This window comes from Pedobacter folensis (genome assembly GCF_056490665.1).
This window is the reverse complement of the sequence record NZ_JBWJIF010000001.1, coordinates 2,135,722-2,162,429: the sequence shown is the minus strand read 5'-3', so window position 1 is coordinate 2,162,429 and position 26,708 is coordinate 2,135,722. Positions and strand designations below refer to the sequence as shown.

25 protein-coding genes are annotated in these 26,708 nt (G+C 37.8%); 8 read left to right on the top strand and 17 right to left on the bottom strand.

Features of this window, described 5'->3' with window-relative positions; all coding sequences use genetic code 11:
* The first annotated feature begins 31 nt into the window (after window positions 1–31).
* A complete protein-coding gene (locus AC04QZ_RS08385; protein ID WP_086547369.1) occupies window positions 32–958 on the top strand; it encodes an AraC family transcriptional regulator in 927 nt (308 codons plus the stop codon).
* Here the strand turns inward: AC04QZ_RS08385 and AC04QZ_RS08380 are convergent.
* From AC04QZ_RS08380 to cmk, 10 genes are all read right to left on the bottom strand, one after another.
* Window positions 947–1,546: a hypothetical protein gene (locus tag AC04QZ_RS08380; RefSeq protein WP_478357386.1), complete on the bottom strand. Its 600-nt coding sequence runs from the start codon at window positions 1,544–1,546 to the stop codon at window positions 947–949. The genes AC04QZ_RS08385 and AC04QZ_RS08380 overlap by 12 nt on opposite strands.
* 1 nt (window position 1,547) lies before the next feature.
* A complete protein-coding gene (locus AC04QZ_RS08375) occupies window positions 1,548–2,024 on the bottom strand; it encodes an RNA polymerase sigma factor (protein WP_478357385.1) in 477 nt (158 codons plus the stop codon).
* 10 nt (window positions 2,025–2,034) lie between these two features.
* On the bottom strand, window positions 2,035–2,214 hold the full coding sequence (locus AC04QZ_RS08370) for a hypothetical protein (protein ID WP_478357384.1): 180 nt from the start codon (window positions 2,212–2,214) through the stop codon (window positions 2,035–2,037).
* A 64-nt stretch (window positions 2,215–2,278) separates the two neighbouring features.
* A complete protein-coding gene (locus tag AC04QZ_RS08365; RefSeq protein WP_478357383.1) occupies window positions 2,279–3,946 on the bottom strand; it encodes a beta-N-acetylhexosaminidase in 1,668 nt (555 codons plus the stop codon).
* Between the two features lie 342 nt (window positions 3,947–4,288).
* Window positions 4,289–6,223 (bottom strand): 30S ribosomal protein S1, encoded by a 1,935-nt coding sequence (gene rpsA, locus AC04QZ_RS08360; RefSeq protein WP_057933658.1) that lies wholly within the window; start codon window positions 6,221–6,223, stop codon window positions 4,289–4,291.
* Window positions 6,224–6,696: 473 nt separating this feature from the next.
* A complete protein-coding gene (locus tag AC04QZ_RS08355; RefSeq protein WP_478357382.1) occupies window positions 6,697–7,677 on the bottom strand; it encodes an SH3 domain-containing protein in 981 nt (326 codons plus the stop codon).
* Window positions 7,678–7,812: 135 nt separating this feature from the next.
* Entirely contained in the window at window positions 7,813–8,469 is a 657-nt protein-coding gene (gene lepB, locus AC04QZ_RS08350; RefSeq protein WP_478357381.1) for a signal peptidase I, read from the bottom strand.
* 19 nt (window positions 8,470–8,488) lie between these two features.
* Window positions 8,489–9,991 (bottom strand): TPM domain-containing protein, encoded by a 1,503-nt coding sequence (locus AC04QZ_RS08345; RefSeq protein ID WP_478357380.1) that lies wholly within the window; start codon window positions 9,989–9,991, stop codon window positions 8,489–8,491.
* Between the two features lie 60 nt (window positions 9,992–10,051).
* Window positions 10,052–10,882 carry a 3-keto-disaccharide hydrolase gene (locus AC04QZ_RS08340; RefSeq protein WP_478357379.1) on the bottom strand — a complete coding sequence of 277 codons (831 nt, stop codon included), beginning with the start codon at window positions 10,880–10,882 and terminating at the stop codon, window positions 10,052–10,054.
* A 362-nt stretch (window positions 10,883–11,244) separates the two neighbouring features.
* Complete coding sequence (cmk, locus tag AC04QZ_RS08335) at window positions 11,245–11,925, bottom strand: (d)CMP kinase (protein ID WP_086547360.1); 681 nt, start codon at window positions 11,923–11,925, stop codon at window positions 11,245–11,247.
* A gap of 131 nt (window positions 11,926–12,056) precedes the next feature.
* Between cmk and AC04QZ_RS08330 the strand changes: the two genes are divergently transcribed.
* Both AC04QZ_RS08330 and arfB read left to right on the top strand, forming a co-directional pair.
* Window positions 12,057–12,581 carry a ferritin gene (locus AC04QZ_RS08330; RefSeq protein WP_478357378.1) on the top strand — a complete coding sequence of 175 codons (525 nt, stop codon included), beginning with the start codon at window positions 12,057–12,059 and terminating at the stop codon, window positions 12,579–12,581.
* 39 nt (window positions 12,582–12,620) lie between these two features.
* Window positions 12,621–13,028: an alternative ribosome rescue aminoacyl-tRNA hydrolase ArfB gene (gene arfB / locus AC04QZ_RS08325; protein WP_478357377.1), complete on the top strand. Its 408-nt coding sequence runs from the start codon at window positions 12,621–12,623 to the stop codon at window positions 13,026–13,028.
* Window positions 13,029–13,097: 69 nt separating this feature from the next.
* Here the strand turns inward: arfB and AC04QZ_RS08320 are convergent, their stop codons facing one another.
* Both AC04QZ_RS08320 and lon read right to left on the bottom strand, forming a co-directional pair.
* Window positions 13,098–14,048 (bottom strand): lipid A deacylase LpxR family protein, encoded by a 951-nt coding sequence (locus AC04QZ_RS08320; protein ID WP_478357376.1) that lies wholly within the window; start codon window positions 14,046–14,048, stop codon window positions 13,098–13,100.
* A gap of 82 nt (window positions 14,049–14,130) precedes the next feature.
* Window positions 14,131–16,602, bottom strand: a complete 2,472-nt coding sequence (lon, locus tag AC04QZ_RS08315; protein WP_086547355.1) for an endopeptidase La — start codon at window positions 16,600–16,602, stop codon at window positions 14,131–14,133.
* Window positions 16,603–16,919: 317 nt separating this feature from the next.
* On the opposite strand from lon, the gene AC04QZ_RS08310 reads away from it, so the two are divergent.
* Window positions 16,920–17,540, top strand: coding sequence for a tetratricopeptide repeat protein (locus AC04QZ_RS08310; RefSeq protein WP_086547354.1), 621 nt, complete (start codon window positions 16,920–16,922; stop codon window positions 17,538–17,540).
* Window positions 17,541–17,593: 53 nt separating this feature from the next.
* On the opposite strand, the gene AC04QZ_RS08305 is transcribed toward AC04QZ_RS08310, so the two are convergent.
* Both AC04QZ_RS08305 and gpmI read right to left on the bottom strand, forming a co-directional pair.
* Window positions 17,594–18,124: a hypothetical protein gene (locus AC04QZ_RS08305; RefSeq protein ID WP_478357375.1), complete on the bottom strand. Its 531-nt coding sequence runs from the start codon at window positions 18,122–18,124 to the stop codon at window positions 17,594–17,596.
* Window positions 18,124–19,647 (bottom strand): 2,3-bisphosphoglycerate-independent phosphoglycerate mutase, encoded by a 1,524-nt coding sequence (gene gpmI, locus AC04QZ_RS08300; protein ID WP_478357374.1) that lies wholly within the window; start codon window positions 19,645–19,647, stop codon window positions 18,124–18,126. The genes AC04QZ_RS08305 and gpmI overlap by 1 nt, the downstream gene beginning before the upstream one ends.
* Window positions 19,648–19,820: 173 nt before the next feature.
* Between gpmI and AC04QZ_RS08295 the strand changes: the two genes are divergently transcribed.
* From AC04QZ_RS08295 to AC04QZ_RS08280, 4 genes are all read left to right on the top strand, one after another.
* Complete coding sequence (locus tag AC04QZ_RS08295; protein WP_086547351.1) at window positions 19,821–20,219, top strand: DUF4783 domain-containing protein; 399 nt, start codon at window positions 19,821–19,823, stop codon at window positions 20,217–20,219.
* A gap of 138 nt (window positions 20,220–20,357) precedes the next feature.
* Window positions 20,358–21,200, top strand: a complete 843-nt coding sequence (gene nadC / locus AC04QZ_RS08290) for a carboxylating nicotinate-nucleotide diphosphorylase (RefSeq protein WP_478357372.1) — start codon at window positions 20,358–20,360, stop codon at window positions 21,198–21,200.
* A 49-nt stretch (window positions 21,201–21,249) separates the two neighbouring features.
* On the top strand, window positions 21,250–21,897 hold the full coding sequence (gene plsY / locus AC04QZ_RS08285) for a glycerol-3-phosphate 1-O-acyltransferase PlsY (protein WP_029279402.1): 648 nt from the start codon (window positions 21,250–21,252) through the stop codon (window positions 21,895–21,897).
* Between the two features lie 99 nt (window positions 21,898–21,996).
* A complete protein-coding gene (locus AC04QZ_RS08280; RefSeq protein WP_478357371.1) occupies window positions 21,997–22,803 on the top strand; it encodes a M48 family metallopeptidase in 807 nt (268 codons plus the stop codon).
* Window positions 22,804–23,223: 420 nt separating this feature from the next.
* On the opposite strand, the gene AC04QZ_RS08275 is transcribed toward AC04QZ_RS08280, so the two are convergent.
* The 3 genes from AC04QZ_RS08275 to AC04QZ_RS08265 all read right to left on the bottom strand — a co-directional run bounded on the left by AC04QZ_RS08275 (window position 23,224) and on the right by AC04QZ_RS08265 (window position 26,580).
* Complete coding sequence (locus AC04QZ_RS08275; protein WP_478357370.1) at window positions 23,224–24,480, bottom strand: anthranilate synthase component I family protein; 1,257 nt, start codon at window positions 24,478–24,480, stop codon at window positions 23,224–23,226.
* 283 nt (window positions 24,481–24,763) lie between these two features.
* Window positions 24,764–26,044, bottom strand: a complete 1,281-nt coding sequence (locus tag AC04QZ_RS08270) for an adenylosuccinate synthase (RefSeq protein ID WP_057933642.1) — start codon at window positions 26,042–26,044, stop codon at window positions 24,764–24,766.
* Between the two features lie 38 nt (window positions 26,045–26,082).
* A complete protein-coding gene (locus tag AC04QZ_RS08265) occupies window positions 26,083–26,580 on the bottom strand; it encodes a Fur family transcriptional regulator (protein WP_086547343.1) in 498 nt (165 codons plus the stop codon).
* Window positions 26,581–26,708: the final 128 nt, after the last annotated feature.

Here is a 26,708-nt window from a genome sequence, read left to right as displayed (position 1 = left end):
GCAAATATTTCTAATCAAATTATTTCGGTTTATGCAGCATACATTAGATCAGGTAAAGCTCAGTGCTTCGGAAACGTTGCAAACTCTGGTAGAGAACAGGACTTCCTATACCTTAGAGCGATGCGAATTAAATGTTTTCGAAACCTATACCGAATCGTATAGAGTTCCGCTTACTTTTAACGACTTCGTAATTACGAGTATGTTGAGGGGGAAAAAAGTGATGCATTTATTTGATAAGAAAGGCTTTGATTATTTCCCTGGCCAAACTGTTATTGTTCCGCCTGCCGTTACCATGGAAATTGATTTTCCGGAGGCGACTAACCTTAATCCAACCCAATGTATTGCCCTGGCTATCGATCAGGAGCAGATTCAAAAAACAATTGCTTATTTAAACGAGTTTTTTCCGAAAGAGGGGAGTAATGAGAAATGGCTGCTAAATTACGATGAATACCATTTTTATAACAATGAAGAAATTGCCTACCTGATTAATAAGGTGATCAGGATTTGCTCGGAGCGGACAAAAGAAAAAGATGTTTTAGCTGATTTAACCTTAAAAGAACTGTTGGTCCGCATTATGCAGACCCAAAATCTTAAAACCATTAGCGATGATGGTTATAACCTAAACCAAAACCCACTGGCTTTTGTATTGAACTATATTAAAACCAACCTGAACGAAAAAATCAGTATCAATAGCCTGAGCGATAAGGCCTGCATGAGCAAAGCCACATTTTACCGGTTGTTTAAACGCGAGCTTGGCATCAGCCCAAATGATTTTATTTTAACCGAAAAGATTAATAAAGCCAAACTTTTACTGGCTCAACCTGGTGCTAAGGTAGCCTCAATCAGTTACGAGCTTGGTTTTAGTGATGCCAATTACTTTATCAGGGCATTTAAAAAGATAGTTGGGATTACGCCGGGCGCATATCAAATGCAGGTGGCAAATCAGTTAATCCATTAAATCATTTATTTTTTCGTTAAGTTCTTTTAAAGGTTTAGCAAATATGCTATCGTTCATTTTTTTTGCGATGTAAATAAACGGTATGCCAATGAGGATAAGTAATACCATTTGAATAAAAAAATGGGGTAAACTGAATACCTTTTCAAAAGTTTGATGTACATATAGCTGATATGCTAGCCAGCCAGTTGGTCCCGCAAGCGGCAAGAAAATATATCCATAAATGGTTTCACCTCTTAAAATTCTTTTAATAGCCTTCAAATTGTCAGTAAGTACTTGTTTAGTGTTGGCATTATAATCTATACCGGTTTTTATTTTCCTGAAGCTGTTAACTCCTAAAGCCCTCGAAATTTCATAAGTGATAAACACAAAAAGCAGGAGGAACTTTAAATCTCCTTTTATAAAAAAGGCCATAGCCAAGATGGGTAAATCGATAATTCTGATCCATCTTAATTTCCATTTTAGCTTAAATAGTAAATCTTGCAGAAGACTGTGCGATTTTTCATCAATGGTGATATTCGAGATGTCTATTTTGTCTACCCCTGAGTTAAATTCTCCACTCAAATTTTGCCATTCTTGTTCTAAATTCATTTTATTTACGGGTTAGCAGTGTACTTAATTGTTGTTTAATCCGATGTAACTTCACATTGGTGTTGTTTCGTGATATTCCTGTCATTTCGCTTATTTCGGTGTTATCGAAACCATCAAGATGAAGCATGATGATACTTCGGTCGATTTCGGTTAATTGTTTGATACAGCGATACAGCCAATCGGCCCGTTCTGATAATTCGGGCGGCTCGAAGTAATGATCAAATTGCCCCCGTTCTTTAACCTGGCTATGCTTTTTCTGTTTGCTCAGAAATGAAAGCGATACATTTAAACTAAGCTTGTAAAGCCAGGTAGAAAATTTAGCATCACCCTTAAACCTGCCATAAGCACTCCAGCTTTGAAAAACAATTTCCTGATACAAATCTTTGCGGTCCTCTTCATCATCGGCATAAAGGTTTACCATTTTATAGATAATGCCTTTATGTGCTTCCAGTTTGTTGAGATAAGATTTTTCAATCATATGTTATAGCTTATCTGCCTTTCGATAATTGATTCGCTTTAAATATCTTCTGGTATTGATAAATTCCGATGACTAACGAGATCAGGGCCACCGTGAATAAGAAATATTTGGTATAACCTTGAACGCCTGTTGTATTGGCTACGATACTTAAAAATGCAGCGATACCTAATTTTGAATTGTTGTTTTCCATTGCTATTTTAATTGATTTGAACAGTTAGTAAGCAACAGCATGGGAAAATTACAGCAATCGGAAATTAATTTTCTAAATACCTTTTAGAATAGGTAATTCCCATTAAATCGTAGCGTTTAAACTGCGTTTTTAGCCTTTTTTGAAAATCCGGATAATTCCGCTTTTCTTTCGGACTCCATAAAATTTCACTTAAGGCATCTAACCTTGGAAAAAGCAAGTATTGCACTTTCGCCGGATTGGTAATGTATTCACTCCACAAGCAGCCCTGTGCGCCCCAAATGTATTTTGCCTGTTCGGCATTTAATTCTGCCGGTATGGGTTCATAATTGTACACATCAATTAAAGGCGAAAATTTATTTGCAGCGAGGCTATCTTCTTTTACGAACTGGCCATGGTTAAAGTACAGCTTATCTTCCGGTGTCATAATGGCTTTATGATTTTGCTTAGCGGCTTCAATTCCTCCTTTTTCGCTTTGCCAGCTCATCACCACTGCATTGGGTGCTAATCCACCTTGTAAAATCTCATTCCAGCCGATGATGGTTTTACCTTTACTGTTGACAAATTTTTCCATCCTGCGGATGAAATAACTTTGCAGTTCGCTTTCATTTTTCAAACCATTGGCTTTCATCACCTGTTGCGAAACAGCAGATTGTTTCCACCACACTTTAGAAGCTTCATCGCCACCAATGTGAATGTATTGCGACGGAAACAAGGCCATTACCTCACTTAGTACATTCTCCAAAAATTTAAAAGTGGTGTCAGAAGCCTGGAGTACATTGTTGTATTTATTCATCATTCCCCAGGTTTCGGCAACCTGGTATTTTTTGTCCGGTGTTGTTCCTAACTCGGGGTAAGCCGCTAATAAGGCCATGCTGTGTGCAGGCATTTCTATTTCCGGAATGATGGTGATGTAACGTTTAGCAGCATAATCAACCACATCTTTAATTTGTTCCTGGGTGTAATAACCACCATGACGGATACCATCTGTTTTAATAACAGCATCTTTTGGTGTAATTTTTACTTCTGCCGGCAATACCTGATATTTTATATTTTCGTTCCCTTGTCCTGGCCACAAACCAATGATGCTGCCATTCCTCCAGGCGCCAATTTCCGTAAGCTTAGGATATTTTTTGATTTCAATCCGCCAGCCATGGTCATCAGTTAAATGCCAGTGGAAATAATTCATTTTATGAAGCGCTAAATAATCGATATACTGTTTTACAAAAGCCACATCAAAAAAATGGCGACTTACATCGAGGTGCATACCACGGTAATCGAAACGGGGGTAATCGGTAATGGAAACCGATGGGATTTGGAATGGAATTGATTTTGAAGTTGGTAATAGTTGAATCAAGGTTTGAATGCCTTGAAAGATAGAGGTGTCAGAAGTAGCGCCTATAATTATTGATTTATTCGTAACCGTTAGGATGTATTCTTTCCGATTAGAAAACTTTTCGTCAATTATCAAATTTATAACGTTAGTTCGACTTATGTCTGGGATTCTATTGATTTTGAGTTGGAAATTATAATTTTTACTAAGGTAATTTTGAAGAAAAGCTACCGATGGATTAGCCAATGAATCATTTGTATATATTACGGTAGCGCTATCTATTTTAAACGGCAATTCTTTTGATTTTACTTCCAGTTTTGCTGGTTGTGGGATAATATTTACTTCTTGAGCAGAAAGATTGAAGGAAATAATCGTAAAAAATAAAAGAATAATTTTTCTCATGCTGAAAAGGCTTGGTTATGATTTTCAAAAATAGTAATAATAAGAGGGATGCACGGAATAAGTATATAAGAATGGATTGTTTTGTTACATAAACTCTATAGCAATCAGTGAGAAAGATGCTTCGTGCCTCAGCATGATAAACTCATATAGAAATCGTCATCTCGACTGAAGCGCAGCGAAATGGAGAGATCTGCTAATTAGATTTCTCGACTTCGTTGCACTACGCTCGAAATGACGATCAATCAAGGTAATGAATAAAGCCATGTTCTCTGTAGTAAAAAAACTCAAAAAAAAATCCCGATAACTTTCGCTATCGGGATTAATATGATCAGTTAAAAAGAACTAGCCTTTTTTAGCTTTGCTTTCTTCGCCTTCTAATTGCGATTTCAATTGAGCCAATACGTCTAAGTCTCCTAAAGTAGATTTCTCTACAGAATCTTTAACTTTTTTAACCGCAGTTACAGCAGCTTTAGCTTCTTTTTTCTTAGTTGCTCTTTCTTCAGCAACAGCTTCAGCTTTAACCTCTTCCCAGATACGGGCGTGAGATACTACAATGCGTTTTGCTTCTTTGTTGAATTCAATGATTTTGAAGTCATTGGTTTCTTCAGCTTTAACTGAAGTACCATCTTCTTTAACCATGTGTTTAGTTGGTACGAAACCTTCTACACCATATGGTAAAGCAATAACAGCACCTTTATCAGTTACTTTAACAACAGTACCCTGGTGAACCGAATCTAAAGTGAAGATCGTTTCGAAAGTATCCCAAGGGTTTTCTTCTAATTGTTTGTGACCTAAGCTTAATTTACGGTTATCAACATCAAGTTCTAAAACAACTACGTCTAATACATCACCAACTTTAGTGAATTCGTTAGGGTGGTTTACTTTTTTAGACCAAGATAAATCAGAGATGTGGATTAAACCATCAATACCTTCTTCGATTTCAACAAAAACACCGAAGTTAGTCATGTTTTTAACAGTTGCTTTGTGCTTGCTTCCAACTGGGAATTTAGCCGCAACTTCTTGCCATGGATCGTTAGATAATTGTTTAATACCTAAGCTCATTTTGCGCTCGTCTCTGTCTAAAGTTAAAACTTCAGCTTCGATCTCATCACCAACTTTTAAGAATTCTTGTGGATTTCTTAAGTTTTGTGACCAGCTCATTTCAGAAACGTGGATTAAACCTTCAACACCTGGTATGATTTCTAAGAAAGCACCGTAATCTGCAACAGTTACGATTTTTCCTTTTACTTTAGAACCAACCTGAATGTCGGTGCTTAAGTTCTCCCAAGGGTGTGGAGTTAATTGTTTTAAGCCTAAAGCGATACGTTTTTTCTCATCATCGAAATCTAAAACAACCACGTTGATTTTTTCATCTAATGATAATACTTCTTTTGGATGCTCTATGCGGCCCCAAGAAATATCAGTAATGTGAAGTAAACCATCAACACCACCTAAATCGATGAACACACCGAAATCAGTAATGTTTTTAACAGTACCTTCTAATACCTGACCTTTTTCTAATTTAGAAACGATCTCTACTTTTTGGCTTTCTAAATCGTCTTCAATTAACACTTTATGAGAAACAACTACGTTTTTAAACTCATGGTTAATTTTAACAACTTTAAATTCCATTGTTTTACCCACGTATACATCGTAATCGCGGATAGGTTTAATATCAATTTGAGATCCTGGTAAGAAAGCTTCAACGCCCATGATATCAACGATTAAACCACCTTTAGTACGGCTCTTAACGAAACCATTGATGATTCTATCATTTTCAAGTGCCTCGTTAATTGCTTCCCATGATCTTTGGGTTTTAGCTCTTTTGCGAGAAAGGATCAATTGACCGTTAGCATCTTCTGGTGCTTCAACGAAAACGTCAACTGAATCGCCGATTTTAAGATCTGGTGTATCACGGAATTCTGAAGTAGAAACTAAACCGTCTGATTTAAAACCAACGTTTAATACTACGTCTTTGTTGTTAATTGAAACAACGATACCGCTAATGATTTCACCTTTAGTGATCTGATTGAATGTTCCGGCATACATATCTTCAAACTTTTTACGGTCTGCATCATTGTAATTACCGAAAACTTTTTCATCTGCATCCCAATCGAAATCTTCCGATGGTGTAGCCAATGATGATTTGATCGATTCGATCGAAACTGAATCAGCTTCTGATTCAATCGTTTCTTTTTCAGTCAGGCGTCCGCCTTCTCCCTGAAGTTCAGCTGTTTTAGCTGCTAATTCTTTTTCTGCTACTTGTTTTTTAGCCATTAATTAATTATCTCCTTTTTTCCCTATTTAGGGACTGCAAAGGTAAAAAATTTTTAATTAATAGAAAAGATTTTTTTAATAAATGTTGCTGATTTTTAGCGGATTAAGAATCAGCTTTTGCGTCATGCTGAATTTATTTCAGCATCTATCAGGCTAAATTCAGAAATATTGTAGGTTTTGTTTGTTAATGATTTGAAAATGAGCGCCCCGCATTTCATCGGAAACTGCAGCCCTGCTATCGCTTATAGTCCTCGCTACGCTCCGGGCTATTCCGCTCTATCAGGTTTAAAAACAAAGGATTGTGCACAATTTCCCACCAAACGTTCCTACAGAACGTTACACAAATAACAAAAATGTTATTTGCTACCCATAAACCGTCCCGATGGGACGAACCGTATTTAAAATTGGTTGCCTTGGTTTATGACTCGTCCCAACAGAACGAATCATCGGTATAACGTTTGATGATCCTGGATTTATTTCTTGGTAAACGTCCCTCTGGTAAAACCTTCGCCAATTAACGTTTCATCATCCCTGATTAATAACATAATCGTGTTCTGCTGATCGTAAAGTTTGATCATGTCACCTTCGATCACATATTTAGAAGTGAAAATAGAATCAGTATAGGCATCGGTAACGGTTACCGAATCTTTCGATTTAAAGTTGAAAGTTTTGTACTGTATATCTTCATTGCTTGCAAAAGTACCTGTTACCACTTTTGCCTGTATAAAAGTAATGTAGCAGAAATAACCGGTTACCAGGATTACAATTACTGAAAAGCCGATTAAAAATTTATTGCCGCTGGCATATTTAATCGAAAAGTACAATATGGTGATCAGGATTAAGGCCACAACCGCAAAAAAGATAATATTCGTATAATCTTTGTTTTCTTGAGGTACCGATGCGGCAATGCTTGTTTTTTCGGCTGTAGTTTTCACCGGAGAGATTCTCACCAAAAATTCTTTACTCACCCATCCTTCGCCGTTGGTAACCTTGATTTTGTAGAAACTTGTGTTTGAGGAATCAATAACGGCAACATTTTCATCTTTGGGCAGGTATCCGATAATCTTACTTTTCGGATCAGCTTTTTCCCTAACCCTCAAATCATCTGCAGTTGAGCGGTACATGTCAGTGCTGGTTGCCGTTTGAGTAGTAGCTGCAGGCGGTGCGGTATTTGCCTGAGGAGTTGCTGGTTTGGCTGCCGGAACAATTTTTTCGATAAAATCTTTGCTTACCCAGCCTTCGCGGTTTTTAAACTTTACTTTGTAGAACTTGGCATTGCTGGCATCTAAAACCGTAATGTTTTCATTTTGGGCAATATTTCCAATAACCTTACTTTTCGGATCGCTGCTTTCCCTTACACGCAATTTGTCGGCCTTAACGCGATACAATTCCTGCGCATTTAATCGGTTAGCAAAAATAGAAAGAGCGATGAGGAGGAAAAAAATTCTGGTCATAAGTATTGGATTCTGCGAAACAGTTTTAATAGGTAATTGCAAACACGCTATAAGCAAACACCGTGCTAAGTGTTTCAAAATTAGAAAATAATTTAATAGGAGGGGATAAGATTGAAAAAAGTAAAAACGATATGGTTATAAAACTACACCTTGCAGATCACTTTTTTTGACAAAACCAATATATCTGGAGTCTCGGGCGTTGTTTCTGTTATCTCCGAGCACAAAAAAGCTGTCTTTTGGAACCAGGGCAGGACCAAAATTATCTACATTCCACTTCCTTGACCATTGTTGCTCGATTTGCTCATCACGGTATGCAGGCGTTTTTACTTCTTTGTACTGATAAATACCAGCTTTTTTAGCCTGAGCATCAATAAGCTCCATATGAATGTCGTCTCCAATGGCATACATGGTTTCTTCAGCCTTTATTTTACCTGAACTAACTAAGTCATTGTATATTTTATTGCTGAAATTATAGCTATGCTTAGTGTCGTAATTTTGGACCATCAACTTGCCGTTTAGATAAACTTCGCCCATTTTTAGTTCAATTTTATCTCCGGCCAGGGCACAAAGTCGGTATATGCAACGCTCACCATTCGTTTTTACTACTACGAAATCACCTCTTTTAGCTTCTTTTAAGTTAGATGCCGTCACAATTTGATCAACGGCCACATTGGGTTCGTTTGCAGCGGAAACATTCTTGTAGGTGTTAAAAATTCCGAAAAACCTGATGCTAATCCAAAAGCATACAAGAATGACAAAAAAAACTGCAGTAATGAAGATGATCTTTTTCATAGTTTATTTTTTGAGTCAATTACCAGCTTCCGCCGGTACCACCACCGCTGCTGCTACCACCACCCCAGCTACTGCCTGATGATGAAGACGATGAGCTGCCGGAAGAAGAGGAACTTGATGATGAACTCGATTCGACCAGCATGGCCAATGTTATCCATTTTATAAATTCTGTTTTTTTACAAAAACTACATTCGTTTATTAGCTTCGCCTGGCCCTCATGACTGTATGTAGCCTTTTTAACGGTTACCCGTTTATTCAGTTTGTAAGTTCTAAAAGCGCACTCAGGGCATTCGGTATAACTATTGTATTCTTCTGCAGGCCATGCCTTAATGATGTGTTGTTGATGATCAGCACTTTCCCAGATATCGTAGTCGTATGCTAAAACAACTTCTTCTTTTCGCTGCCCTGCCGTTAAAAATGGTTTTCCTTCGGTATTGATATCGCGATCAACCCGGATCATCGGCTTGTTTTTACTATCCAAAACTGGTTTGAAACGATCAATTGTTTTAACACGCCTGATGAGGTGGAGTATCATTGCAATTAAAATGATAGGAGAGAATAGTATTAACCACCAGTTCTTTTTATGGAAAGCCACTACAGCATCAAAGAAATTTTTATCGTCCTGGTGTGCTTTTCTCAGTGCCGACAAATAGAAGAGGTACCGAAAGAAAAGCGCGATGGCCAGTATAGCAAAAAGGATGTAGGGAATGTGCGTTAATTTTATTTTTTTAAATAGGTCAAAAGCACCGGTAAAAACAAAGATGAAAATAGAAACAAATACTATAAAGAAAATCACGCCACAGCCTTTCGCTATGGTTGTATCATAACTATTTTTATTCTTGTCAAAACCTTTTAAATTTAGACCATTTTTAGCCTGCCTGTTTACGATTTTGAACACCCCGAAAAAGGCCAGCAGGATAATTCCCGTAGGGAGCCAAAAATTTTCGAGCGAACTGTTGCTTTCGCGTTGAGTGAAAAACTGGTTGAGTTCTGATTGATGTTCAGGGTTTAAAATAATTACCCCAATGGCATTTAGGGTATTGGTAATCCCTGTATTGAAATCATTTTGTCTGAAAGCAGGCAAGAGGTTTTGCTCGGCAATATGTTTAAGCTTTACATCCGGTAATACACCTTCCGTTCCGGTGCCTGTAATAAAGCGGTATTTGCGGCGATCTTTCGCAATAAATAACAACAATCCGTTATTGCTCGTCTTTTGCCCGATTCCCCAGGTATTAAAAAGCTCGTAGGCAAAATCGAAATCTTCTTTATCGTGATCGAAATCGTTAACAATTACCACTGCCACCTGAACATTGGTTTCACGTTCAAACCGGGCAATGGTATTATTTAAACCCGAAACCGCACTACTTCCCAAAATATCATCAGGATCACTTACATAACCTTCACCATTTTTTTTGGGATCTGGAATGTCTTTTACTTTGTAAGCAGTTTGCCCAAAAGTAATATTGGCAAGTAAAAGAAAGAATAGTAGGGTAGCGGGTTTAAATAAGTGACGGTTGAGCATCGTGTAAATTTAGGTGTAAGGTTTTTACATCATCATTTAACAACTGAGTATTAATATGGTTTACTCTTTTAATATTTTAGCCAATACCTTGTCCAGTTTTGCTTTATCTTTCATGTACGCTTCCAAATCGTAAAGTTGCACCGTTTTAAATTCTATCGGATGGCTTTCACTTTGTAAAGAAATGTAACCTGAAGTTAATGCTTTGCCGTCTATTTTAACTTTCGGGTCGAAATTAGAAACGCTACCGCCCCCAATTTGAGGTTTAGTGTATTCTAAAACCACTTCGCCTGCTATAATGTGTTTTACAACCGAATCACCTAACACTAAAAATTCAGCAGTTACCCATTGGTCGCCAGCATAAGTTTTCGATTTAGAATCTAAACAGTGTCCGGTAAATAGTTTCCCATTATAATTTATTAATGTTCCCGGTGTGCAAACGTTACTGGTGTGGCGTTCATGTTCACCGTCTCCACCCAGAATTTGGGCCTCAATTGAAATCGGAAAATCCTGGTCTTTTAACATCGTTGCCGGGTCCTGGCAATGTAACATGGCGCCGCTATTTCTGGTTGCCCAACCTTCACCGCCTTTAGCCTGATCGCCAACAAAACGATAAGTAACTTTTAAAAGATAGGCCGAAAACGGTTTTTTATAGAAGATATGCCCGTATTGTCTGTCAAATTCATTGTATCCATCATAACTTACTTTCATCACACCATTTTCTACGCGGAAAGTATTGGCAAAATTTTCTTTGTATTCGTGTTTGGCAATTTTGATGTTCCAATCTTTTAAATCTTTTCCATTAAAGAGATTGATCCAGCCTTTTTGAGCATTTGCATTCAGAATACTAAGCGATAAAAATAATACCGCCAGATAAATTGATTTTAATTTCATAGTAACATTTGGGTTAAGTGCTAAAAATATGAAATTTTTTCTATCTCAGGAAACGGAGGGAAGTCGGGAGTCCGAAGTCTATGGATAATAGTCGGATAGTTCATGGTTGATAGTCTTGTAGCTCATAGCTTGGAACCAGTTAACCGACAGCAATTAACCTTAGAGATACGTCATTTCGATTGGAGCACCGCGGAAATGGAGAAATCTATTTAGTCTAAAATCCCTAGTCTTAAGGCGATTAACTAAGCTATGCATTTAGGATGCAGCAATAGACATCAGTTAACCGATTTAAACCATTAACCATTAACCAATGAACCAATGAACCAATGAACTAATGAACAAATGACCAGTGAACAAATGGTCTAATGAACCAAAAACGGTTCTACTTTTTCCATTGCAAAAGCCAGTTGTTCTTCCTGGGTAAGATCGGTATTATCTAAAATAATGGCATCATCAGCCCGAACCAATGGACTTTCCTTTCTAGTCGTATCGGCGTAGTCGCGGTGTGCCAGGTTTTCAAAAACCTCTTCCAAAGTGGTTTCGTTATTGCCTTTGCTCTCCAGTTCCTTAAATCTGCGTTCGGCCCTGATTTTCGGATCGGCTGTCATAAAGAATTTCACGGGGGCATCAGGGAAAACGGTAGTGCCGATATCACGGCCATCCATTACAATGTTTTTCGATTTACCCATGCGTTGCTGTTGTTTCACCATTTCATGACGAACGATTTTATGGGCAGAAACCTCACTTACATTTTCAGAAACCGGCATCAAACGGATTTCATCTGAAACTTCTTCACCATTAAGTGTGATATGGGATTCGTAATCGCGGGAATGGAAATTTAATTCGATATGTTGTAGTGCATCAACAACTTTAGTATCATCAGTAATATCGATGTTATTTCTTAAGAAATAGAGCGTAACGGCACGATACATCGCTCCGCTATCTACATAAATGAAACCTAATTTTTTAGCCAATGCTTTCGCTAATGTGCTTTTTCCGCAAGATGAATAGCCATCTATTGCTATTACCAGGTTTTTCTTCATCGTAGCACAAAGGTAAAAAATACAAACAGAATGCTGAATTTTTTTGAGAATATAAAGATAGATTCTAAACAAGCTCATGCTAAAACATTGATTTATTGTAATGTGTTTACCTATAAAATAAATACAAGTTTATGTTACTATCTGAAAAAATGTTGACGGCGCTGAATAACCAGGTTAAATTGGAAGCCGAATCATCACAAGTTTATCTGGGCATTGCCTCTTGGCTAGAAACGCAGCCGGGTTTAGAGGGGTATACTGAGTTTTTTTACCGCCAGAGTGACGAAGAACGTCATCATATGCTCAAATTGATCCATTATATCAATGATCGCGATGGACATGCGATTATTACTGCTCTTGAAATGCCCAGAAATTCTTTCGGGCAGGTGATAGAAGTGTTTCAGGATTTTCTGGATAATGAGTTGCTGGTGTCAAAAAGTATCAACGATTTGGTAGAACTTTCATTGAATGAGAAAGATTATCTCACCTTTAAATTTTTACAATGGTATTTAGATGAACAGCTTGAAGAAGAAAAAATGGCGAAAACGATGTTAGAGAAACTTCAGTTAGTGGGTAGTGATCGGGGAGGAATTTATCAGTTGGATAAGGATATTGTGGGTTTACGCAGTAAGGTAAGCGAAACAAAAGAAGGAGAATAACCTGTTTTTTTCCTGTTTACAAATTCTTACTTTTGCGGCATGTTGCCTACAAGAGAAGAAATTTTACGATCAGTTAGTTTTAAAACTTCCAGAAGTGGGGGCAAAGGTGGGCAAAATGTAAATAAAGTTTCGAGTAAGGTAGAATTGATTTTCGACCTCGAAACTGCGGCTTATTTCGACGAAGATGAAAAAACGCTCTTAAAATCCAGGTTAGCGCACCGCCTGGATACTGAAGGATTATTACATATTGTTTCTCAGGAAGACCGGAGCCAGTTACTGAATAAAGAAAAAACTGTAGCCAAGTTGATTGAATTGTTAAAACGATCGCTTCAGGTTCAGAAGAAAAGAAAAGCAACCAAAATCCCTAAAGCAGTTATTCAAAAAAGATTGAAGAATAAGGCTGTGAATGCCGAAAAGAAAAGAAATCGGAAAGTAACTGATTATTAATAATCTTCTAACGATTGCTTGGGCGATGGACTGTTCAACAATGAAACAAATTAACAATCTAACAATTACCTAACTTTTCCCAAACCGATAATACAAACTTAAACCGCCATAATTCTGTGGCTTCGCCACACTTTTAACTTCTTTGGTTTTAAAGATGATGTTAAAATCGGCTGTAAATCTTTTTGAACTATAATTTACACCAAACTGTTGTTCAAAAACAATGGGTTTTACCCCAAAGGTTAACGGGCTGTTATCATTAAAAAGACTTCCCTGTATGGTGGCATCGTAAGCAACAAAGTTTAGCTGCGGTTTTACATAAAAGAAAAATTCCGAATTGTTTAAGCTTTTTGTTTTCGAATTTCCGATGACTGCATTATGATAAGCACTGTTGAACAATTGATTTAATTTACCGGCCCTAAAAAGTACCGATGCACCCAAACCCGAAAAAGTTGTGCCTAAATTGGCATAACCTTGCGCACTGATATCCACAATCGGGTCTTCAGGTCGGAGAAGCAATTTGCTGTAATTTGCAGTAAGGTTTGCAGCCAGTTCATTTTTAATCTGGTAATCCCAGCCTGCAGGCGTATAAAATCCTACGGTTTTGTGCAGGAAACGTTGTGCTGTTTGGGCAAGCGAGTTAGGACCTACGGTTCCCAGTTCTACACTGGTTTTTAAAATACTTTCATTTTTATAAAAAACAGAGTAAGCCCCACCAGCATAAAGATAACCTGCAAAAGGCCTGTCCTGATCTTCTTTGTTTGGAACCTGACCCCAATAAGGCGTATACATTTTCTGTCCGGCAGAAATTTCGTAGGTCTTTTTCTCTATTTTATCCGATAATTTTTCGGTGTTTAGGGCATGGCGGAAGTAGATAAATAATCCGTTGGTATAATACCGGTCATTTAATGTAGCCAAATAGGCATCGTTTTCGGTTTTAAAACCGAATTCGTTTTTAAAGGATTGAGCAAAACTGGTTGAAACAACCAAACAAAAAACTATGGTGAATAAAAATGATCTCATAAAAAAGCCCAGGCAATTTACCTGGGCTATAAAAGTATTTATTGTAATTGGATTTTTGATTATTAATCCAAAAGAATTGTAATTAGTTTACAATCGGCGCAATTTTAACACTTAAATCTAAAGGTTTTTTTACCTTATTCTTGGTTAAGGCCAATTCAATTACTTCGCTCATTTCGGTTACATAATGGAATTTTAAATCCTTAATGTAACTTTCTTTAATTTCTAAAATATCTTTGCGGTTGCTTTTGCAAAGGATAATTTCTTTAATGTTTGCCCTTTTTGCTGCAAGAATTTTTTCTTTAATCCCACCAACCGGAAGTACTTTTCCACGTAGGGTAATCTCACCAGTCATGGCTAAATGCTGTTTTACTTTACGTTGTGTAAATGCCGACGTTAAGGCAGTAAGCATGGTTACCCCGGCCGAAGGTCCGTCTTTTGGTGTAGCACCAGCCGGCACGTGTACGTGAACATCCCAGTTATCAAATAAAGTGTAATCTATATCAAATTCGGCTGCGTGTGCACGTAAATAGGCTAGTGCAATAACTGCCGATTCTTTCATTACATCACCCAGGTTACCCGTTAAAGTAAGTTTACCTTTTCCGGGACTTAAGCTCGATTCGATAAATAAAATATCTCCTCCAACACTTGTCCAGGCCAAACCTGTTACTACTCCAGCCACTTCATTTCCTTCGTACAAGTCTTTATCGTATATCGGTGCACCTAAAATACGCTCTACATCTTCATTGTTTAAATTTGAATCGTAGGTTTCTTCCATCGCAATTTTTGTAGCCACACCACGCACTAGAGAACCTATTTTTTTCTCCAAACCACGCACACCCGATTCTCTGGTATAATCTTCAATCACCTTTTCAATCAGCGGCGTTTTCAGGTTAATATCCTTGGTTTGTAAACCATGGTTTTCTTTCTGTTTTGGCAACAGGTATTTTTTAGCGATTTCTATTTTTTCTTCAATCGTATATCCGTTTACTTCAATAATCTCCATACGATCTAATAATGCAGGTTGTATGGTGCTTAATGAGTTTGCTGTTGCAATAAACAGGATGTTCGATAAATCGTAGTCCATTTCTACATAATGATCGTAGAAGGCGCTGTTTTGCTCGGGATCTAATACCTCAAGCAAAGCTGATGATGGATCGCCACGGTGGTCGGTGCCTACTTTATCAATCTCATCCAAAACAAAAACAGGATTATCTGCACCCGCTTTTTTAATCGATGAAATAATACGGCCTGGCATTGCACCGATATAAGTTTTACGGTGACCTCTGATTTCTGCTTCATCGCGGATACCGCCTAAAGCCATACGTACATACTTACGCCCTAATGCTTTGGCAATCGACTTTCCTAAAGATGTTTTACCAACTCCCGGAGGGCCAACCAAACATAAAATTGGCGCTTTCATATTGCGCTTTAGTTTTAGAACGGCTAAGTATTCGATAATACGCTGCTTCACTTTTTCTAAACCAAAGTGATCTTTATCTAAGATACGTTGTGCTCTTTTTAGGTCGAAATTATCTTTTGTAAACTCGCTCCAGGGTAAATCTAAAAGGAGTTCTAAATAGTTTAACTGAACAGAATAATCGGGAGCAGCAGGATTCATTCTTCCCAACTTATCTAACTCCTTATCAAAATGTTCGGCAACAGCTTTGGCCCATTTTTTCTTTTTGGCCTTTTCCTGTAAAGCATCAAATTCTAAATCGGCAGAGTTACCGCCCAATTCTTCCTGAATGGTTTTTAATTGTTGATTTAAGAAATAATCGCGTTGTTGTTTGTCTAAATCGGTACGTACTTTCGATTGGATCTGATTTCTCAGTTCCAGCATCTGCAATTCGACCATTAGCAGTTCCATTACCTTTTGTGCCCTTTCCTGCAGTTTATCCATTTCAAGGATTTTTTGCTTATCAGCCATTTCGGCATTCATGTTTGATGAAATGAAATTGATCAAAAATGAATTGCTCTCGATGTTTTTAAGTGCAATACTGGCTTCACTTGGAATATTTGGCGAAAGCTGGATAATCTGAGCAGACATCTCGCGTATAGAAGCGATTAACGTTTTAAACTCTTTATCTGCCTTGTGCTTTTGCTCTTCGAATTTTTTAACAACCGCTTTAATGTAAGGCTCGTTCTGCACCTCTTCAATTAAGCTGAAACGTTGTTTACCCTGAATAATTACGGTGGTATTTCCATCAGGCATCTGCAATAGCTTAATGATGTTTGCAACAGTACCAACCGTGTTAAGCTGCTCAAAAGTAGGGTCTTCAATGGAAACGTCTTTTTGAGAAACAACCCCAATAATCTTATTTCCTTTGTAAGCTTCTTTAATTAACTTAATTGATTTATCTCTTCCAACCGTAATAGGGATAACTACTCCTGGAAATAAAACTGTGTTTCGCAAAGGCAATATGGCCAACGTTTCGGGCGTTTCCTCATTGTTCATTTCCTCCTCGTCTTGCTGAGACATTAAGGGAAAAAATTCGGTATCCTCGTTTATGATTGGCATTGCTGTATGGAAATCAAATATATCTTGTTTACTCATTATCACATTTTCCGCTAACGACAAACTGGCAGTTTAATCGTATTCACTTTGTTTAATTTTGGTATTAAGTTAATAAATTCAACTCTTGTGCCAAAGTGAAAATAATATTAATCTTATGTTAAAAAGGCAGAGTAATATAAATATTTCCGCCAATATCATATAAAGCATATTTTAGCGTTTAAGCTAATGTTTAGGACAATTGGTTTTGAATGAAAGAAAATTAAAAACTTTTAAATTATCAGAATAGGATTATATTGCAAAAAATTTCTCCTATAAATTTGGTTAGGCGTTAGATTTGTTAAACTTATTACTCATACATGAACTATTTTAAAAAGGCGATTTTAGGATTAATTATTTTTACATCAACCAGTAGTTTCGCGCAAGGCAATTACGAAAGAAGCATGCAGGCGATGATGAAAGGTGATTATAAAACTGCCGCTATACAATTAGAAAAAGCTGATACTAAAACGCCTGATAATGCAAATGTGCTCCAGATGCTTGGATATTCTTATTTCCAAAATCGCGAATACGAGAAATGTATTGCCACTTACAGCCGGTTATTAACCATTAAACCTACTGAGGTTTCTGCTTATTATTATCGTGGTATAGCCAGGTTAAAAATCGCTAACGATCCTAAAGAATCGTTAAATAGCATGCGCGAAAACTTTTATTTGGCATCTCTCAAAGATTTTACAAAAGCCATTGAAATTAATGGAGATGAAGATGCCCAGATGTTTCAGAACCGTGGTTTAGCTTATAAAGATTATGCAATTTTCAGATCTTTTAAAGCAAAGAAAAAGGAAGAAAAAGCAGCTTGTGTAGCGTTGTTCAATAACTCTATCGCTGATTTTCAGAAAGTATTAACCTTGCAGCCATTAAGAAAAGATATTGTCGATTGGGTAACCTACGATAAGGCGCAAATTGCAAGCCTAAAATAAAATATAGCCTTTAAAGAAAAATGGGACTCGAATATTTTCGGGTCCCATTTTTTTTATTTCAGCTTTCCAATCACTGAATACTTCTTTTGCTTTAGCAATCTAATTTTCTGCTGTTTTCTGATCGCGTACAGGCTATCCGGACAGTAGGTTAAGGTATCCTGAGATTGGTATAAGATATTTTTGTTATCGATAATAATCTCTATTTTACCTGCTTTCTGACCATTCCAGGTGATAGAAACCTTCTTAACAGGGATTTTTCTATTATCAGAAGTATAAATATCTACGCCATTTTGTGCTGTTGCTTTAAAACTTCCTTTCCACGAGGTTTTATTGATATCAGCATTAACGAAAATGGCTAATTCTTTTGCCCAGTCAGCAATTTTAGCGGTTTTGTTTTCGGCTGTTCCATTTACACTAACGGTTTTATTAACGACTGGGTTTAGCTTTTGTAAGCGCGAAATTTCCTTTCCAAAATATCCCTTTAGATCAAAATACAATAAATCGGTATTTGCTTCAGCTTCTTTTCGCTGATTGCAGGAAAACATTGCCAAAGTAAATACCAGGATAACAAGTTTTTTAATCATTATACTAAAACATTTCCTGTCATTTCTGCTGGAATAGCCACGCCTAATATTTTTAAAATAGTAGGGGCAATGTCGCCTAACTTGCCATCTGCAATGCTTTTATAATCCTTATCGATTAAAATACAAGGAACCAGGTTGGTGGTATGCGCTGTATTGGCAGATCCATCACCATTCACCATAAATTCAGAGTTTCCGTGATCGGCCAAAAGAATAAACGAATAACCATTTTCCAAACCTTTTTTTACCACCGTTTCTGCACATTTATCTGCAGTTTCTACTGCTTTTACCACAGCCTCAAAAACGCCTGTGTGACCAACCATATCTGGATTGGCAAAGTTTAAGCAAATAAAATCGGCCCATCCTGTTTCCATTTCTTTGGTAATGGCATCGGTAATTCCTGCGGCACTCATTTCAGGCTGAAGATCGTAGGTAGCTACTTTTGGGGAAGGAATTAAAAGGCGTTTTTCGTTTTTAAATTCGGCTTCCCGTCCTCCGGAAAAGAAGAAAGTTACGTGAGGATATTTTTCGGTTTCAGCAATACGGATCTGATTTTTATTGTTATCAGCCAATACTTCACCAATGGTTTGGGTTAAATCATCTTTGGTGAAAATTACGTTTACCTTTTCGAAACTCTCATCGTAAGTAGTCATGGTAACATAATACAACGGCAGTTTATGCATCTGCTGTTCCGGGAAATCTTTTTGCGTTAATGCAGTGGTAATTTCACGACCTCTATCGGTACGGAAATTAAAACAGATTACCACATCATCATTTTGAATGGTAGCTACTGGTGCACCATTACCCTGTGTTAATACAATTGGTTTTAAAAACTCATCAGTTACGCCATCAGCATAGGATTTTTTGATCGCCGCCAAAGCATCTTGTGTTTTTTCACCAATGCCATTTACCATTACATCGTAAGCTTGTTTAACGCGCTCCCAACGGTTATCGCGGTCCATTGCGTAATAACGGCCAACCATGGTCGCCAATTTAGCATTGCTGTTTTGGATATGGTTTTCCAGATCAGCAATAAAGCCCAGGCCAGAGTTTGGATCGGTATCGCGGCCATCTAAAAAAGCATGAACAAAAGTATTTGGCACATTAGCTTCATTAGCAGCATCGCATAAAGCTTTTAAATGTTCGATATGGGCATGCACACCACCGTTTGAAACCAGACCGATAAAGTGAACTGCTTTGTTATGCTGTTTCGCATAATCGAACGCACTTACCAAAACCGGATTGCTATGCAATTCTCTATCGGTAATTGATTTGTTGATCCGGCCAAGCTCCTGGTAAACTACCCGGCCTGCACCTAAGTTCATGTGCCCAACTTCCGAGTTTCCCATCTGTCCGGCTGGCAGGCCTACTGCTTCACCAGACGCTTCAAGTTTAGAATTTGGGTAATGCTGTAGTAAAGAATCGAAAAAAGGAGTGTTGGCGGCATATGCAGCATCAGAATTATCTTGTTTTCCGTAGCCCCAACCATCTAGAATTATAAGCGCGAGTTTTTTATCGTTTACCATTTTTATTGTAAAATTTATTGATCCACATTAAAACATTTTCATGTATAACATGTTTTAGTGTTTTGTTTATATGGCAAATATAACTTTATTGAAGCTTATACAAATGAAGAAATCCTTTTTTTGATACGCTAATGGCATAATTTTAGCTATAGGGTTCTGTATAAAATACAGAAATGATCCGGAGCTTATTTTTACTCATTATTAGTTTGTCATCATTATATCACCCTACAGCTCTTCAGGCAGATATTATTGATGATTTATCCTCGTATTTTAAGGCTGGCAACTCGAAAGAAATTGCCAAAAGTTTCGCCTCAACCATCGAACTGATTATTGTTGACGAGGAAGATGTATACTCAAAAGCACAGGGTGAACAGATTTTAAGAGATTTTTTTGTCAAACATCCGCCGGTAAAAACAAGTATTTTTCATAAAATTAATACCAATCCAAATTATCGTTTTGGCGTAATTATTTTAGGTACTGCAAAAGAGACTTTCAGGGTTTCCATCACGATGAAAAAATTCAACACCAGCTTTTCGATTACCGAATTAAGGATAGAGCCTGCTAAAGATTAAGGTAAATAGAATCAGCTCGACTTTCGAAGTTTCCATCTGCATATCCAACTGCGTTTTATAAGTTACAATTCACTTTAACCCGTCAGTAAATTGTCTGCTAACAAATAATTCTTATTTTTGCGGCATAAAATCTACATTTTGGATACTCAACTTATACATCAATTCATAAAAAATGCCCTTACCGAAGATGTTGGCGATGGTGATCATACTTCACTTTCAACAATTCCAGCCGGAACGCAGGGAAAAGCAAAACTGATTATCAAAGAAAATGGTGTTTTGGCTGGAATTGAACTGGCTCTTGAGATTTTTAAGGAGGTTGATGCCGAACTGAAAGTTGATGTATTGTTACAGGATGGTGCCGAAGTAAAAGTGGGCGATATTGCCTTAACCGTTTCCGGAAGTACACATGCCATTTTAATTGCCGAACGGTTGGTTTTAAACTGTATGCAGCGCATGAGTGGCATTGCTACTAAAACCCATCGGATTGTTTCTTTGTTAAAAACAACCAAAACCAAAATTTTAGATACCCGTAAAACTACCCCAGGGCTTCGCTATTTAGAAAAGTGGGCTGTTCGGATTGGTGGAGGTGTAAATCACCGTATTGGCTTGTATGATATGATCTTGATTAAAGACAATCATGTAGATTATGCAGGAGGGATTTCAAATGCCATTACAGCTGCTAAAAAATATCTGATTGATCAAAATAAAACCCTTCAGATCGAAATTGAAGTGAGGAATTTAGATGAATTATCTCAGGTTTTGGCTATTGGTGGTGTAGACCGTATTATGCTTGATAATTTCAGTTTCGAAAACTTAAGGGCAGCGGTTAAATTAATCGATGGTAAATTTATCACAGAGGCTTCCGGTGGCATTACAGAAGAGAATGTGGCAGCATATGCCGCTTGTGGAGTAGATTTTATTTCGATGGGCGCACTTACACACTCTGTGAAAAGCCTGGATATGAGTTTAAAAGCATACTAAAGTGATTTGCTATAAAATTAAAAGCTTATTTTTTGTATCATTGTAGGCTATGGTTACGGTTTATTCTCTCAGCGCGTTATTAATTGCCTACCTTTTTGGATCTATACCAACAGCTGTATGGCTTGGTCAGGCCTTTTATGGCGTTGATGTAAGAGAGTATGGCAGTGGTAACGCTGGCGCAACCAATACCTTCAGGGTGCTGGGTAAAAAAGCCGGAATTGCAGTAATGATCATCGATATTGCAAAAGGTTATACCGCAACCAATCTGGCCTATCTGATTGGCATGTCGGTTACCGGGCCACAAAATTCAGTTGTTTTTGTTAATTATCAACTTGCACTCGGTGTAACCGCAGTAATGGGACATTTATTTCCTGTTTTTGCCGGCTTTAGGGGTGGAAAAGGTGTAGCCACACTTTTTGGAATGATTTTGGCAGTTAACTTCGAAGCATCTATGCTTTGTGTTCTGGTTTTTGTGGTGGTATTGTTGTTAACCAAATATGTTTCATTAAGCTCCATTTGCGCGGGATTTACTTTTCCACTGAGTGTGGTCTTTTTGTTTCAGGTTTCGATCAAATCTGAAGTGCTTTACGGCATGGTGGTTTGTATTCTAATCCTGGTTACCCACCAAAAAAATCTCGAAAGATTGCTGAAAGGCAAAGAATCTAAAGTGTATTTGTTTAGGAAGAAAACTAATTAATTAAACAAAACACATTTCATTAAAACTTATTGATAGGCTTACTGTTTAATCATCGGTTTTGCTTATCACCTTATTTACAAATCATTTAAAATCGAATTTATGAAAAAGTTATTTTTAACAGCAAGTGTTGCTGGGATTTTATTATTTAACTCCTGTTCCACTGTTCCTTTAACAGGTCGTAGCCGATTTGATTTAGTGAGTAACGACCAGGTTTTGCCAATGGCATTCCAGGCGTACAGCACCTTTTTAACAGAAAATAAAACGACGGTTTTACCCGCTTCGAATGCGCAGGCTTTGAAAGTTAAAACCATTGGCAGTAGATTAATCACAGCTGTGAAATCGTATATGAACAGCAATAACTATGGTAACCTCATTGCAGATTACCAGTGGGAAGTGAACGTTGTACAAAATAATGAGAAAAATGCCTGGTGTATGCCAGGAGGTAAGATTGTGGTTTATACCGGTATTTTGCCTGTTACCCAGGATGATGCGGGTTTAGCAACGGTAATGGGACACGAGATTGCCCATGCCATTGCAGGTCACTCTGCAGAACGGATGTCGCAGGAAATGGTTGCACAAGGTATTGGTGCAGCAGCAGGTGTTGCATTATCTAAAAACCCAAAAACACAATCTATTTTTAATACCCTTTATGGTGTGGGTACGCCGGTAGCGATGTTAAAATTCAGTCGCAATCAGGAATTAGAGGCCGACCGTTTAGGCTTGATTTTTATGGCAATGGCCGGCTACAATCCTCAAAATGCAACCAGTTTCTGGAACAGGATGTCTGCTGCATCTGCAGGAGCTCAAAAACCAGCTGAGTTTTTAAGTACTCACCCAAGTGATGCTACCCGTATTGCTCAGATCCAAAAATATTTACCAGAAGCACAGCAGTATTATAAGAAATAAGGTTTAGGGCTTAAGGTTTAAGGTGGAAGGTTTTGCATGATGCAGAAAATTCCACCTTTTTTTGTTTTCGTCCCGTTTTAAATTACCGTCATTTCGAGCGGAGTGTAACGCAGTCGAGAAATCTGGATAGATAGATCTCTCCATTCCACCCCCACCTTTTAAGTTTTATTTATGTCGTAGCGAGACGCTACGACGAGAAAGATTTATTTCAGGGTCTTTTTAACATTATCTGGTCTTAGTGTCTCGCTAAGACCTTTTAAGTTTTATTTACGTCGTAGCGAGACGCTACGACGAGAGGAGAGGATATAACTGATAGATCTCTCCATTCCACTGCGTTCCAGTCGAGATGACGACGATTTATATAGTCGAATCGCTTGGAGAGTGCCCCCTTTAACCAATGGCCAATGACTAGTGAACCAATTAACCTTCAAGTACCTTCAAAATAGCACTGGCTTTCAGTAAACACTCTTCGTATTCTAAAACAGCATTGCTTTGGTAGGTGATGGCTCCTCCAACCTGAAAAGATAAATATTTGGATGCGGCATTATATAAGATGCTTCTGATCACTACATTAAAATCGAAATCACCAGCTGCACTGATGCAGCCAAAGGAGCCCGAATAAATGCCCCTTTTAGTCACTTCGTATGCTTCGATCAATTTCATGGCTTTAACCTTTGGAGCGCCCGTCATAGAGCCCATTGGAAATGCATTTTTGATGGCGTCGATAAAATGGATTGCTGGATTTAATTCGCAACTAATGGTAGAAATCATTTGATGCACCTGAGGGAAGCTGTAGATGCCGAATAACTCGTCGACGGTAACAGAACCTTTAACAGCCGATTTGGTGAGGTCGTGGCGTACCAGATCAACTATCATTACATTTTCGGCCTGTTCTTTAATGTCGTTCCTGAGCTGCAGTTTTATAGCCTCATCTTCCATTGGGTCTAAACTTCTTTTCGCGGTTCCTTTAATGGGTTGCGAGGTGAGTTTCGATCCGCGTTTGCACAAAAATCTTTCTGGTGTTGCAGATAAAATATAGTTGCGCTGAACTTTAAAATAACCGGCAAATGGAGTGGGTGAGACGCTGTTTAATGCTTCGAAAGTTTGAACAGGATCTATTTCTGCATTTTCAGCAAAAAACTCCTGGCAGAAATTAACTTCATAAATATCACCACGAATAATATGGTCTCTTAAGGCTTCTACTTTTTGAACATATTGGCCTTTCGACAACCGATGTGTTACTTTTGCTTTTTTAGATTGGATTTCTGTTTTAAGCTGAAAGGAATCAATCTCTGTTAAAATCGATTCAGGGCCAATCAGCACCTCGGCATTGCCGTTTTTAAAGGCAATCAGGTATTTTGGGACAAAAAAGTATAAATCTGGAAAATTTAAATGATCTGAATTATTAGAATGAAGATCTTCTATTTCGTTTTTTAAATCGTAGCCGAAAAAGCCAAAAATCCACTGTTTATGTAGTGCATAAAAACTTTTTAGTTGATCAAATGCATTCCCGGTGGCGCATTTTAGTTCATGATCTGCGTCGACAGCAATAATGAAATCGTAAGCTGAGTAAGCATCTTTGTAGTTATTTGAATCTAAAAAGCAGCAAACCTCGAACTGGTTGGCCCAATGCAAAGCTTTTTGTTTAAAATGGGATATGTTTTGTGTGGTTTTCAAGCTGCGGCAAAGGTAAAAATAGCATTGATAATTGTAAGAAATTAATTTTTTTATCGGGCGATCGTCATTTCGAGCGGAGTGGAGAAATCTGTTAGGCAGATCTCTCCGCTTCGCTTTGCTACGGTCGAGATGACGATTTTTTTATGATAATTAACTAAACAAAAAAAAGCAACCCTTGCAGGTTGCTTTTTTTCTGGTCTTCACCCTGAATTTATTTCAGGGACTATTAGTTAACGAACAATATAGATGCTGAAATAAATTCAGCATTACGAACTGAGTATTATTAACGTAACTCTAAAGTTTGTGCCCTATCTGGTCCTACAGAAAGGAATTTGATTGGCACTTCTAATTCTTTTTCTAAGAAGGCAATATAATCAGTTAATTTAGCTGGAATTTCATCCACAGAAGTAATTTTAGTTACATCGGTAGCCCAACCATCAATGGCTTTTAATACTGGTTTTGGTTCGATAGAAATGATGTCATACGGCATGTAATCAATCGTTTCTCCATTATATTCATAGTGGGTACAAGCATAAATGGTATCGAAAGTATCCAGCACGTCAGCTTTCATCATAATTAACTCGGTTACACCGTTTAACATGATGGCATATTTTAAAGCAGGAAGATCAATCCAGCCACAACGACGTGCGCGACCTGTAGTTGCACCAAACTCGTGACCTAAAGCGCGTAAATTTTCGCCAACTTCATTATCTAATTCGGTAGGGAAAGGACCGCCACCAACGCGTGTGCAATAGGCTTTGAAGATACCATAAACAGCACCGACTTTATTAGGTGCAATACCCAAACCAGTACAGGCACCAGCAGTGGTCGTGTTACTTGAGGTTACGAAAGGATATGAACCGAAATCTACATCCAGTAATGTTCCCTGTGCACCTTCTGCTAAAACCGCTTTTCCTTCTTTTAAGAAACCATTTACATAATGTTCGCTATCAACGTGAGGAATGGTTTTTAAGAATTCGATTGCTTCGAAGAATGATGCTTCTTTCTCAGCCAGTTCATATTCGAAACCTTCGTAATGCGAAAGAATTTCAGTGTGTTTTTCTACCAATTTAGCATAACGCTCTTTGAAATCAGGTAGGGTAGTATCGCCAACACGTAAACCGTTACGGCCGGTTTTATCCATATAAGTTGGACCGATACCTTTTAAAGTTGATCCAATTTTATTTTTACCCATGCGTGCTTCGTTAGCAGCATCCAATAATTGGTGGGTTGGTAAAATTAAGTGTGCTTTACGGGCAATTACCAGTTTGCCATCGGCAACAGGATCATGACCAGCTTTTTTTAAATTATCTAACTCTCTTTTTAGGATAATAGGGTCGATTACTACACCATTACCAATCAGGTTCATGGTTTTTTCGTTAAAAATTCCTGAAGGGATAGTGTTTAAAACGAATTTTTTGCCATCGAACTCTAAAGTATGTCCGGCATTTGGGCCACCCTGAAAACGGGCAATAAGATCATATTTTGGACTTAGTACATCAACGATTTTTCCCTTTCCTTCATCACCCCATTGCAGGCCGAGAAGTACATCTACTTGCGTCATTATTTAATAAATTAAGCTGGTTTTATTTGTATTATGATTTAATTTTGTTCAATTTTTTCGGCTGTTACTGCACTTTCGCTTACTTTTCTGGCCATACTGCAATCAGAGCAGAAGCCATAAAGGTTTAACGAATGGTGTTTAACATCAAATTTTAAAAGATCACCAACCATGGTTTGGATCTGGTGGATTCGGGGATCGCAGAATTCTACTACTTTACCACATTCGATACAAATTACGTGATCGTGCTGGCGGTAACCATAAGATTTTTCGAATTGTGCCATGTTTTTACCAAACTGGTGCTTGGTAACTAAATCGCATGAAACCAATAACTCCAATGTGTTGTAAACCGTAGCACGACTTACGCGGTACTTTTGGTTTTTCATGTGGATATAAAGGGTTTCTACATCAAAGTGATCGTTTCTTGAATAGATCTCTTCCAGTATCGCGAAACGCTCTGGTGTTTTACGTAGATTTTTGTTTTCTAAATAAGCCTCAAAAATCTTGCGAACGAGCTCATTTGTTTTTTGTTCTGACATAGTTTTTAAACTCCATTCAAAGGTAGGTAAATTGTTTGATTGTTATAGCGTTTGATTGTTGAAATGTTGTAATAAGTCGGAGGTCGGAAGACGGCTGTCCGAAGTTCAATTTGCAAATAGCGTGTAAC